The sequence below is a fragment of the Streptomyces sp. DS1-CR2 genome (assembly GCF_055760475.1).
In genome coordinates this window covers 1570867-1582901 of sequence record NZ_CM147085.1, presented here as the reverse complement: position 1 = coordinate 1582901, position 12035 = coordinate 1570867, and the positions used below count along the sequence as shown (strand labels likewise).

The 12035-nt window shown below is 70.1% G+C and carries 10 protein-coding genes; 2 read left to right on the top strand and 8 right to left on the bottom strand.

The window, feature by feature from the left end; all coding sequences use genetic code 11:
- Window positions 1-147: 147 nt before the first annotated feature.
- Together ACY0PA_RS07890 and ACY0PA_RS07885 are read right to left on the bottom strand one after the other, a co-directional pair.
- Window positions 148-3066, bottom strand: coding sequence for an FAD-binding and (Fe-S)-binding domain-containing protein (locus ACY0PA_RS07890; protein WP_473083991.1), 2919 nt, complete (start codon window positions 3064-3066; stop codon window positions 148-150).
- Window positions 3067-3119: 53 nt separating this feature from the next.
- Window positions 3120-3563, bottom strand: coding sequence for a MarR family winged helix-turn-helix transcriptional regulator (locus ACY0PA_RS07885; RefSeq protein WP_473083990.1), 444 nt, complete (start codon window positions 3561-3563; stop codon window positions 3120-3122).
- 93 nt (window positions 3564-3656) lie between these two features.
- Between ACY0PA_RS07885 and ACY0PA_RS07880 the strand changes: the two genes are divergently transcribed.
- Both ACY0PA_RS07880 and mltG read left to right on the top strand, forming a co-directional pair.
- Window positions 3657-5477, top strand: a complete 1821-nt coding sequence (locus ACY0PA_RS07880; RefSeq protein ID WP_473083989.1) for an ABC transporter ATP-binding protein — start codon at window positions 3657-3659, stop codon at window positions 5475-5477.
- Window positions 5478-5587: 110 nt separating this feature from the next.
- Window positions 5588-6436, top strand: coding sequence for an endolytic transglycosylase MltG (mltG, locus tag ACY0PA_RS07875; RefSeq protein ID WP_473083988.1), 849 nt, complete (start codon window positions 5588-5590; stop codon window positions 6434-6436).
- 78 nt (window positions 6437-6514) lie between these two features.
- Here mltG and ACY0PA_RS07870 read toward each other — a convergent pair whose 3' ends face one another.
- From ACY0PA_RS07870 to ACY0PA_RS07845, 6 genes are all read right to left on the bottom strand, one after another.
- Window positions 6515-7639 (bottom strand): NAD(P)-binding domain-containing protein, encoded by a 1125-nt coding sequence (locus tag ACY0PA_RS07870; protein ID WP_473083987.1) that lies wholly within the window; start codon window positions 7637-7639, stop codon window positions 6515-6517.
- Between the two features lie 70 nt (window positions 7640-7709).
- The gene (locus ACY0PA_RS07865; protein WP_473083986.1) at window positions 7710-8891 is read right to left on the bottom strand and encodes an LLM class flavin-dependent oxidoreductase; all 1182 of its coding nucleotides are present in this window, start codon (window positions 8889-8891) and stop codon (window positions 7710-7712) included.
- 2 nt (window positions 8892-8893) lie between these two features.
- The gene (locus ACY0PA_RS07860) at window positions 8894-9937 is read right to left on the bottom strand and encodes an ABC transporter substrate-binding protein (RefSeq protein WP_473086264.1); all 1044 of its coding nucleotides are present in this window, start codon (window positions 9935-9937) and stop codon (window positions 8894-8896) included.
- A gap of 162 nt (window positions 9938-10099) precedes the next feature.
- On the bottom strand, window positions 10100-10879 hold the full coding sequence (locus tag ACY0PA_RS07855) for an ABC transporter ATP-binding protein (RefSeq protein ID WP_473083985.1): 780 nt from the start codon (window positions 10877-10879) through the stop codon (window positions 10100-10102).
- Window positions 10852-11778 carry an ABC transporter permease gene (locus ACY0PA_RS07850; protein ID WP_473083984.1) on the bottom strand — a complete coding sequence of 309 codons (927 nt, stop codon included), beginning with the start codon at window positions 11776-11778 and terminating at the stop codon, window positions 10852-10854. Before ACY0PA_RS07850 ends, ACY0PA_RS07855 begins: the two co-directional genes overlap by 28 nt.
- A 147-nt stretch (window positions 11779-11925) precedes the next feature.
- Window positions 11926-12009, bottom strand: coding sequence for a putative leader peptide (locus ACY0PA_RS07845; protein ID WP_350495123.1), 84 nt, complete (start codon window positions 12007-12009; stop codon window positions 11926-11928).
- Window positions 12010-12035: the final 26 nt, after the last annotated feature.

Sequence of the window (12035 nt, the reverse complement as noted above, 5' to 3'; positions counted from 1 at the left end):
GCAGAAGTGGTCAGGGAGTTGGACTTTCTTTACGGACTCTTTGGGACCTGCGGGTAGCGGCGAGGCGGAAGTCGGAGTGACAAGGCCCTTGGGGTCAGGGGGGCCGACCCTGATCCGCCGCCGGACACCCCTTAGGCGCGACCGGCCTCAGGGGCGCGTCGCGTGCTCCAGCTCCACGATCACGGAGTAGTAGCCGCGGCCCGTCGCGTGGTCCATGCCGACCTCGCACATCCGGTTCGCCGACAGATGCGCATCGAAGTGCCGGGCGGTCACCTCCGCCGCCTCCTTGCGTGTGGCCGACTCGGTGAGCTCCTTGTGGAGCATGCCTCGGTCGCCCGCGAACGCGCAGCACCCGGCGTCGTCCGGGACGACCACCTCGTCGGCGCAGGCCTCGGCGACGGCCCGCAACTGAGGCACATCGCCGAGGTGTTCCATGGAGCACGTCGGATGAAGGACCGCCGAACCGACCGTCCGGCGCACCGTCAGGTGCGGCAGAAGTTCGTCCGCCGCCCACACGATCGAGTCGACGATCGTGAGCTCCTTGTGCAACTCCCTGTTGTCGTCCGCCAGATAGGGGACGACCTCATGGGCGAGGCCGAGCGTGCACGACGAGGCGTCGACGACGAGCGGCAGTCTCCCGCCGGCGGTCCAGCCCCAGGCCGCCTCGACGATCCGGTTCGCCATGACGGTGTTGCCCTCGTCGTACCCCTTCGAGTGCCAGATCGTGGCGCAGCACGTCCCCGCGACATCGTCCGGAATCCAGACCGGCCGTCCCGCGCGCGCGGACACGGCGACCATGGCCTGCGCGAGGGACACGTCTGTGGGGCTGCCGAAGATGCGGTTCACACAGGCCGGGTAGTAGACCGCGGCAGCACCCACGCGCGCGGTGCGGGGCAGCTTCCGGGCGGCGGCAGCGGGGATCTCCGGCAGCCACTCCGGTACGAGGTCGGGGCGGACGGCCTTGCGGGCGGCCTGGGTCACGGAGGTCAGGAGCCGGTCCCCGATCTTGCCGGCGGCCGCCACGGCGAGCCGCGCCGACGCCTCGACGGCCTTGAAGTTCTTCGCCGTGAACGCGGCCACCTTCTCCTCGCGCGGGGTGTGCCGCGCGTGCCGGAACTCCTTCATGAAGGCGCCCGTGTCGATGCCGACCGGACACGCCAGCTTGCACGTCGAGTCGCCCGCGCACGTGTCCACAGCGTCGTACCCGTAAGCCTCGACAAGCCTGTCCTCGACCGGCGAACCGGACGGCTGGCGCATCATCTCGCGGCGCAGGACGATCCGTTGGCGTGGCGTGGTCGTCAGGTCCTCGCTGGGACACGTCGGCTCGCAGAAGCCGCACTCGATGCACGGGTCGGCGATCAGCTCCACCTTGGGGATCGTCTTGAGGCCGCGCAGATGGGCCTTGGGATCGCGGTCGAGGACGATACGCGGCGCGAGGACGCCGTCCGGGTCGATGACCTGCTTGGTGCGCCACATCAACTCCGTGGCCTTCGCGCCCCATTCGAGCTCCAGGAACGGCGCGATATTGCGCCCTGTGGCGTGCTCGGCCTTGAGCGATCCGTCGAAACGCTCGACGGTGAGGCGGCAGAACTCGTCCATGAAGGCGGCGTACCGCTCGACGTCCTCGGGCCTGCCCGCGTCGAAGGCGAGCAGGAAGTGCAGATTGCCGTGCGCCGCATGACCGGCGACGGCGGCGTCGAAGCCGTGCCGCGTCTGGAGTTCGAGGAGCGCCTCGCACGCCTCGGCCAGGCGCGACGGCGGCACCGCGAAGTCCTCGGTGATCAGCGTCGTCCCGGAGGGGCGCGATCCGCCGACCGCCGTCACGAACGCCTTGCGGGCCTTCCAGTAGCCACCGATCGTCTTCGCGTCCCGCGTGAACGTGTTGGTCACCGAGGCCACGGGCGCCACCAGTTCGAGCCCCTCGAGCACCTCGGCGGCCGCCGCCTCGTAACGCTCCTGGGCGGCCTCGTCCGGCGCGCGGAACTCCACCAGGAGCGCCGTCGTCGACTTGGGCAGGCTCGCCCAGTCGGCGGGCACCCCCTGCACGCTCACCGAGGCCCGCAGCGTATTGCCGTCCATCACCTCGACGGCGATCGCGCCCGCCTCGTTGAACAGCGGGACCGCCGCTGCCGCCGCGGGCAGCGAAGGGAAGAACAGCAGCGCCGTGGAGACCTCCCGGTCGAGGGGCAGCGTGTCGAATACGACCTCGGAGATGAAACCGAACGTCCCCTCGGACCCCACCATGAGGCCGCGCAGGATCTCCACGGGTGTCGCGCCGTCCAGGAAGGCATCCAGGCGGTAGCCGTTGGTGTTCTTGATCTCGTACTTGGCGCGGATACGGGCGACCAGCTCCGCGTCGGCCTCGATCTCGCCCTTGATCTCCAACAGGCCCGCGCAGAGAGCCGGTTCGGCGTGCTCTAGGAGCGCTTCGGCATCGGGGTCGGCCGTGTCCACCACGGTGCCCGAGGGCAGCACGAAGGTGAGCGAGGCGACCGTTCGGTACGAGTTCCTGGTGGTGCCCGCCGTCATGCCCGAGGCGTTGTTCGCGACGACCCCGCCGATGGTGCAGGCAATGGCGCTTGCCGGGTCGGGGCCGAGCACTCGCCCGTGCCGCGCGAGCGTGATGTTGGCGCGCACGACTGTCGTACCGGGGCCGATCCTGGCCCGCTCGCCGTCGCCGATGACCTCGATGCCCGCCCAGTGCTTGCGGACGTCCACGAGGATGTCCTCGCCCTGCGCCTGCCCGTTGAGCGACGTGCCCGCCGCGCGGAAGACCACCTCGCGGCCCTTGCCGTGCGCGTACGACAGGACGGCCGACACGTCGTCGACGTCCTCGGCGACCACCACGACCTGCGGCACGAAACGGTAGGGACTCGCGTCCGACGCGTACCGCACGAGGTCCGAGATGTGCGTGAGGACCTTGTCCGCCCCCAGGAGCCCGGACAGATCGGAGCGCAGCGGCTCCGGGGTCCCGCCGGCCTGAGCGTCCGGCACCCGGTCGGGGGCCGGGCCTTCCGCATGAGGTCCCGGGCGCAGCGCTTCCGGCTTCGGCTCCAGCAGGGGCATGCCTCTCCAGCCTCTCCTCGGACGCTGCGGGCCCGGGGCCTGACACCCGGGGCCTAACAGCGATGGTCGTACGGCGTCTCGAACAGCGCGTTCATCAGGATGCCCAGCTGGGCGCGCTGGTCGGGGCTCAATGGAGCCAGGATGTCCTCTGCGGCGGTCCTGCGCGCGCTGCGCAGCTCACGCAGCGCCTTGCGGCCCAGTTCGGTGAGCTCGATGCGGATCACCCTGCGGTTCGTGGGATCGGGCACCCGGCGCACCAGCCCGGCCGTCTCCAGACCGTCGACCAGGGTCGTCACGGCGCGGGGCACGACTTCGAGGTGCTCGGCCAGGTCGGCCATGCGCGGCGGAGTGTCGTAGTGCACGAGGGTGCGCAGAAGCCGGGACTGGGCGGGCGTGATCCCGACCGGCTCCAGATAGCGCTTCTGGATCCGCTGCAGCCGCCGGGTCAGCCGGAGCAGCTGCTCCGCGAGAAGGCCGTCGGCGTCCGGGGTACTCATGTGCGGAACAATATCAGGACTTTGTTCATTGTGAGTATAGGTAACAATGAGCTATGCTCCCTGAGACCTTGAATCACGAATCGTAGGAGGCTCATGCGTCACGACGAAGCCGGCTGGACGCCGTCGCCCTCCGACAGCACGTCGCCGGAGCCGCGGCAGATGCGCCGCATCCTGGCCCTCTTCCGTCCCTATCGCGCCCGCCTCGCGCTGGTCGGTCTGCTCGTCGGCGCCGCCTCGCTGGTCTCGGTCGCCACGCCCTTCCTGCTCAAGGAGATCCTCGACACCGCGATCCCGCAGGGCCGCACCGGGCTGCTGAGCCTGCTCGCCCTGGGCATGATCCTCAGCGCCGTCGTGACCAGCGTCTTCGGCGTCCTGCAGACCCTGATCTCCACGACGGTGGGCCAGCGCGTCATGCACGACCTGCGCACCGCCGTGTACGGCCGGCTCCAGCGCATGTCGCTCGCCTTCTTCACCAGGACCCGCACGGGCGAGGTCCAGTCCCGCATCGCCAACGACATCGGCGGCATGCAGGCGACGGTCACCTCCACCGCCACGTCCCTGGTCTCGAACCTCACCAGTGTGGTCGCCACCATCGTGGCGATGGTCGCGCTCGACTGGCGGCTCACGGTCGTCTCGCTGCTCCTGCTGCCCGTTTTCGTGTGGATCAGCCGCCGCGTCGGCCGCGAGCGCAAGAAGATCGCCACGGAGCGCCAGAAGCAGATGGCCGCGATGGCCGCCACGGTCACCGAGTCCCTCTCCGTGAGCGGCATCCTCCTCGGCCGCACCATGGGCCGCGCGGACTCGCTCACCCGCTCTTTCGCCGACGAGTCCGACCAGCTCGTCGGGCTCGAGGTCAGGTCGAACATGGCGGGGCGCTGGCGCATGGCCGTCATCACGGTCGTCATGGCCGCCATGCCCGCCGTCATCTACTGGGTCGCGGGCGTCGCGCTCCAGCTCGGCGGCCCCTCCATCTCGATCGGCACCCTGGTCGCCTTCGTCTCGCTCCAGCAGGGCCTGTTCCGGCCGACCGTGAGCCTGCTCGCCACCGGCGTCCAGATGCAGACCTCGCTGGCGCTCTTCCAGCGCATCTTCGAGTACCTCGATCTGCCGATCGACATCACCGAGCCCGAGCAGCCCGTCCGTCTCGACACGATCAAGGGCGAAGTCCGCTTCGAGGACGTCGAGTTCCGTTACGACGCCGCCGACGGCAAGAGCGCGGCGATACTCGACGGGATCGACGTCACCGTCCCCGCGGGCGGCAGCCTGGCCGTCGTCGGCCCCACCGGCTCCGGCAAGTCCACGCTCAGCTACCTGGTGCCGCGTCTGTACGACGTCACGGGCGGGCGCGTCACCCTCGACGGGGTGGACGTGCGCGACCTGGACTTCGACACCCTCGCCCGTGCCGTCGGCGTCGTCTCCCAGGAGACGTACCTCTTCCATGCCTCGGTCGCGGAGAACCTCCGGTTCGCCAAGCCCGACGCCACCGAGGAGGAGCTGCACGCGGCGGCCAGGGCGGCCCAGATCCACGAGCACATCGCCTCCCTGCCCGACGGGTACGACACCGTCGTCGGCGAGCGTGGCCACCGGTTCTCCGGCGGCGAGAAGCAGCGCCTCGCCATCGCCCGCACGATCCTGCGCGACCCGCCGATCCTCATCCTCGACGAGGCGACGAGCGCCCTGGACACCGGCACCGAGTTCGCCGTGCAGGAAGCCATCGACGCCCTGTCGGCCAACCGCACGACCGTGACCATCGCCCACCGGCTGTCCACGATCCGGGGTGCCGACCAGATCGTCGTCCTCGACGGCGGGCAGGTGGCCGAGCGCGGCACCCATGAGGAGCTTCTGGAACGGGACGGCCGCTATGCCGCCCTGGTCCGCAGAGACTCCCAACTGGAGCCCGCGAGCCCAGCCTGATCCAAACGAAAGACCCTGGGCCGTGACCGGGCATGCGGGTGACGCCCAAGTGGATCCACCGACGCTACGATATGCCCGGTTTGCCGCACTCTGCGGGTTAGCGTTCGGCCATGCTGAACGAGACTCCGCAAAGGAGCACGATGCGACTGAAGCGCCGGGGCCGCGCCTCCCTGATCGCTGGTGGGGCCCTCGTGGCGGCGTCCGCCGCAGTGGTGGTGCCGCTCCTGCTCCCGCTCCACGGGGGCGGTGACAAGCGGCCGCAGGCGTTGACCGTCCCCGAAGGCTGGCGCGCGGGCCGGGTCTACGAGGCGCTGGACAAGGCCCTCGGTGTACCGGCAGGCACGAGCAAGAAGGCCGTCCCCAAGGCCGGCCTCAAGCTCCCGGGGGACGCGGGGGGCAACCCGGAGGGCTACCTCTTCCCGGCGACGTATCCACTCAACGACAAGTCGACTCCGGCGGGCCTGCTGTCCTACATGGTCAACACCGCCAACAGGAAGTTGAACGGCAGCCAGGTGACGGCGGGAGCCGACCGGGACGCGGTGAACCCCTATCAGACCCTCACCATCGCGAGCATCGTCGAGGCCGAGGCGGCCACCAAGGAAGACATGGGGAAGGTGGCCCGCGTCATCTACAACCGGCTCGACCGCGGTATGCCGCTCCAGATGGACTCGACCATCAACTACGGGCTCAACCGCTCCACGCTCGACACCACCACCAAGGACACCCGGGCCGAGAACCCGTACAACACCTATGTCCGGATGGGGCTGCCGCCCACCCCCATCGCCAACCCCGGGGCCGAGGCCATGAAGGCCGCGATCAGCCCGCCGCAGGGGGACTGGGTGTACTTCGTGACGGTCAAGCCCGGCGACACCCGCTTCACGGCGGACTTCAACGAACAGCAGAAGAACGTCGCGGAGTTCAACAAGCTGCGCACGAGCGGCAAGCCGTCGTCCGCCTGAGCGGGTCGCGACTGACTGGGCCGCGCCTGATCGCACGCCGCCTGATCGGACCGCGCCGGAGCGTCGCGTTCGGGAGCGTCAGGCGGCGACCGGCGCCCCGGCCAGCAGGCGCTTGATGTCCCGTACGGCCGCGCGCCCTGCCCGGTTGGCGCCGATCGTGCTGGCCGAAGGTCCGTAGCCCACCAGATGGATCCGCGGATCGGCGACCACCCGGGTGTCCTCGGCCTGGATGCCGCCGCCGGGCCCGCGCAGCTTCAGCGCTGCCAGATGCTCGATCGCGGGCCGGAAGCCCGTGGCCCACAGGATGACGTCCGCGTCGACGCGCCGGCCGTCGTCCCACTCGACGCCGGACGGCGTGATCCGGTCGAACATCGGCAGCCGGTCGAGCACACCGTCGGCACGGGCCTGCCGGATCGCGTCGTTCAGCGGCAGCCCCGTCACCGACACCACGCTCTGCGGGGGCAGCCCCGCCCGGACCCGCTCGTCGACCAGGGCGACGGCCGCGCGGCCGAGGTTCTCGTCGAAGGGGCCCTCGTTGAAGACGGGCGGCCGGCGCGTCACCCAGGTCGTCGCGGCCGCGTACGGCGCGATCTCCATCAGATGCTGCGTCCCGGAGGCCCCGCCGCCCACCACGATCACCCGTTGTCCGCGAAACGCCTCCGGACCCGGGTAGATCGCGGTGTGCAGCTGACGCCCGCGGAACGTCTCCTGTCCCGGGTAGCGCGGCCAGAACGGCCGGTCCCAGGTGCCCGTCGCATTGATCAGCGCACGCGTCGACCACGTCCCGGCGGACGTCTCGACGAGCAGCCTGCTTCCCCCAAGGACTCCGACAGGCTCCGTCCAGGGGGGACCCCCACCCCCCTCGCGCACGGCGCGCACATCGACGGGACGCCGCACCCGCAGGTCGAACGTCTCCTCGTACGAGGCGAAGTACGCCGCGATCACCTCTGACGACGGCCGGGACGGGTCCGCGCCGGTCAGTTCCATGCCCGGCAGCGAGTGCATGCCGTGCACCCTGCCGTACGTCAGCGAAGGCCAGCGGAACTGCCACGCGCCGCCGGGGCGCGGTGAGTGGTCGAGGACGACGAAGTCCCGCTCCGGCTCGAAGCCGGCCCGGCGTAGGTGGTAGGCGCTGGACAGTCCTGCCTGCCCAGCGCCTACGACGACCACGTCGACCTCGCGTACGTCCGCTGTGTCCCGCACCCCGATATCGTTCACGTTTCTACTAACTGCACCGGGGTCGTGGATCTTCCCGCAGGGAGCGCGCGACGATTCAGCGGCCCCCGGCGACCAGAAGCGGCGCGCCACCGACGGCCGGCCTGGTGAGAGGCGACGCCGGTATCCGCGGCAGCAGACCGCGCGCCGCCAGATCCGGGATCACGCCCTCCCCGAACCAGTACGCCTCCTCCAGATGGGGATAGCCCGACAGGACGAAGTGCTCGACGCCCAGCGCGTGGTACTCCTCTATCCGGTCGGCGACGTCCGCGTGGCTGCCGACGAGCGCCGTGCCCGCGCCGCCCCGCACCAGCCCGACGCCCGCCCACAGATTGGGCGAGATCTCCAGGTCGTCGCGCGAGCCCCCGTGGAGCGCGAGCATCCGCTGCTGCCCGACAGACTCGCTGCGGCCGAGCGCCTCCTGGGCGGCAGCCACGGTCTCCGGCGACAGGTCGTCGAGCAGCCGGTTCGCCGTTGCCCACGCCTCCGCCGACGAGTCGCGCGACATCGTGTGCAGCCGGATCCCGAACCGGACCGTGCGCCCCTCCTTCTCGGCGAGCCCCCGGATCCAGTCAATCTTCTGCTTCACCTGCTCGGGCGGCTCACCCCAGGTCAGATACACATCCGTGTGCCGCGCGGCGACCGGACCCGCCGCGGCCGAAGAACCGCCGAAGAAGATCTCCGGCAGCGGGTCGGGCGGCAACGCGGTGAGACCGCCCTCCACCTGGTAGTGCTCACCGCCGAAGTCGAACGGCTGCCCGCTCCACACACCGCGCACGACCGAGAGGAACTCGTCGGTCCGCGCATAGCGCCGGTCGTGGTCCAGGTGGTCGCCGAAGCGCCGCTGCTCGGTCGAGTCACCACCCGTCACCACGTTCAGGAGCAGCCGCCCGCGCGTGATCCGCTGGTACGTGGCTGCCATCTGGGCGGCGAGCACCGGCGAGATCACGCCGGGCCGGAACGCCACGAGGAACTTGAGCCGCTCTGTGTGCTGGGCGAGGGCCACCGTCGTCAGCCAGGCGTCCTCGCACCACGTGCCCGTCGGCGTCAGAACCGCTTCGAACCCCAACTGCTCGGCGGCCTTGGCTATTTGGGTCAGATAGTCGATGTCGGGCGCGCGCACGCCGCTGACCGGAGCGATCCGCGAGCGCTTCACGCCCCCGTCGGTGTAGGCGTGTCGGTCCACGAGCGTGCGGCCGTCGCCGCCCGTCGGCAGAAACCAGTGAAGGTGGACGCTCATCGTCAGGACTCCTTGCCGAAGGTGCGGGGTGCGGTCGTCGACGCCGGCAGACCACCGTTGAACCGGGTGTCCACGAACGACGCGAAGTCGACCTTGCGGGGGATCAGCTTCAGCCTCGCGAAGGTGTCGGCGATCTGCTGCTCCGAGGCGATGGCGGGCTTGTCCACGGCGACGGTGACCCGGGTGCCGTTGGTGCGCTTCACCGCGTCCAGAGCGACGTCGTAGGGCAGCCCGGTGTCCTTCGCCCAGACCTTCGCCCACGCCTCGGGATGCTTGAAGACCCAGTCCTGAGCACGCTTGAGCCGCTTGAGGTAGTCGCCGATCGCAGCGGCCTTCTTGCTGTCCTTGAGCGAGGACGGCGCCGCGACCTGGAACGCGAGCCCATTGGTGAGCCCGTCCCCATCGGTGAGCACACGCCCCTGCTTCCCCCGCAGAACCTGGGAGGTGTACGGGTCCCAGACGGCCCAGGCGTCCACTTTGCCCCCGGTGAACGCGGCCAGCGCGTCGGCCGGCTGGAGGTACTTGACCTGCACGTCCTTCAGCGACAGACCGACCTTCTGCAGGGAAGCGACCAACTGGTAGTGCGCCGACGAACCCTGCGCCACGGCGATGGACCTGCCCTTGAGCTCCTCGGGCTTCTTCAGCTTCGAGCCGTTCGGGACGAGGATCGTGTCGCCCTTCGCGGTCCCGTGACTGGCCGCCACGATGGAGATCTTCGAGTTGGCGCCGGCCGCAAAGACGGGAGGGGTGTTGCCGACCCCTCCAATGTCGACCGCCTTGGCATTGACGGCCTCAAGGAGCGGTGGCCCGGACGTGAAGGTCGACCAGCGGATCTTGTAGTCGAGGTCGTCGAGCTCTCCGGCGGCCCGGAGTACGGCTTCCGAACCGCCCTTCTGGTCACCGACGTTGAGCGTGAGGCTCCCCTTGCCGTCGGTCCTGCCGCTGCCCGAGCGGCCCGTGGACGTATCGGCGGCGGAGGTGCCGGAGCAGGCGGCGAGCAGCAGGGCCAGGGGGAGCAGCAGAGCGGGGGCGAGGCGTCGTCGCATGGGGAGTCCGTTCGGTGGGTTCATGGCAGGTCGGTCCTGGCGGTTGGTCATGGCTGGTCGGTCGCGGCTGGTGGGCGTCGGTCCGTCGGCGCAGGCTGGAATGGCCGTAGGGCGGGTGGGCCGGTACGGGTTGTGTGTGTCGGGAGTCGGGCTGACTGAGCGTCAGGCCGCAGTGGCTGACGGGGAGCTGTCGTGGGTGTCGACCCCCAGACGATGGAGCAGCTCGGCGCGCAGTTCGCCGAAGCGCGGGTCGGATATCCCGCGCGGACGCTCCAGATCGATCTCGGTCTCGTACGCGATGACGCCTTCGTCCATCACGAGCACGCGGTCGGCGAGCAGGACGGCCTCCTCGACGTCGTGCGTGACCAGGAGGACAGCGCAGCCGCGCCGCTGCCACAGTTCGTCGACGAGGCGCTGCGCCTTGATGCGGGTGAGCGCGTCGAGGGCGCCGAACGGCTCGTCGAGCAGCAGCAGATCGGGCTCGCGCACCAGAGCGCGGGCCAGCGACGCGCGCTGGGCCTCGCCGCCGGAGAGCGTCTTGGGCCACGCGCTCGTACGATGCCCGAGCCCGACCTCCTCCAACGCTTGCTCGGCGACGTCCCGTTGGGGCTTGCCCGGCAGCCCGAGCAGCACATTGCGCCACACCCGCTTCCACGGCATGAGACGCGGAGCCTGGAACGCGACGGCCTTGCGGCGCGGCACGAGTACGGTGCCCTCGATGTCGCGGTCGAGACCGGCGAGGATACGCAGCAGGGTCGACTTGCCGCAGCCGCTGCGGCCGAGCAGGGCCACGAACTCGCCGGGCTTCACGTCGAGATCGAGGCGGTCGATGACGGCCCGCCCGTCGAAGGAGCGGGTGAGCCCTTCCACGCGTACGGCCGAACCGGACTGTGCGGACGGGGACTTGGTGGTGGTCACCGGCCGGTGAACGTCGGTCGCCATTTCAGCAGCAGCCTTTCGAGGGTACGGACGACGAAGTCGGCGAGCAGGCCCAGGAACGCGTAGACGATCAGGCAGACGACGATGACGTCGGTCCGCAGGAAGTCACGGGCCTGCACCATCAGGAAGCCGATGCCGGCATCGGCGTTGATCTGCTCGGCGAAGACGAGGGCGAGCCATGCGATGCCCAGCGAGTACCGCAGCCCGGTCATGGCGCCGGGCAGCGCGCCCGGCAGGACCACATGGCGTACGAGACCCCAGCGGGAGAGCCCCAGCGACTCGCCGGCCTCGATCAACTGCGCGTCCACGCCGCGGATTCCGGCGTACACGTTCAGATACAGCGGAAACGAGACGCCCAGCGTGATGATCGCGATCTTCGGTGCTTCGCCGATCCCGAACCAGATGATGAACAGCGGGATCAGCCCGACGAACGGCACGGTCCGCAGCATCTGCACGCTGGCGTCGACGAGATCCTCACCGACCCGGAACAGGCCCGAGACGAGGGCGAGCCCGGTACCGACGACGACGCCGAACAGCAGGCCGAACGCGACGCGTTGGAGCGAGACGCCCATGGCGTTCGGCAGCGACCCGTCGGAGACGAGATCGCCGGCGACGCGGGCAATGGTGCCGGGCGAGGCAAGGACATCCGCAGTCAACACGCCTGTACCGCTGAGGAGTTGCCACAGGATGAGCAGCAGGACCGGCCCGGAGGTGCGACGCAGCCAGCGCGGGACCCGAGTGCGGCGAGTGGAGGACGCAGCGAGACGGACGAGCTCGGGACGGCCGACGGAATCGGCCTGGGATGGGGCATGGGAGGGGGCATCGGAATCGGCGGGGACGGCATCCGGGGCAGGCGACTTGGCGACGACGTCCGGGTCCGGCGGGGCATGGCTGATGCTCATGAGTGCTCCACGCAGAGGGCAGGGGAGGACAGCGGTGAAGGTGAAAGGGGTACGCGTATGCGTCAGCGCCCCCGCGTGAGGTCACGCGGGGTCGGGGCAGGGGCGTACGGGACTACGTGGCGTAGCCGGAGATGCGGGGGAAGGGCGTCAGCAGCCGCGGCGACACGCGGCGGAGGCCACCCGCAGCAGGTCGATGTGACCGCGCGTGGTGAGCAGAACTGAACGCAACATGCCGCAGAAAGTAGCCACCTTGTCGA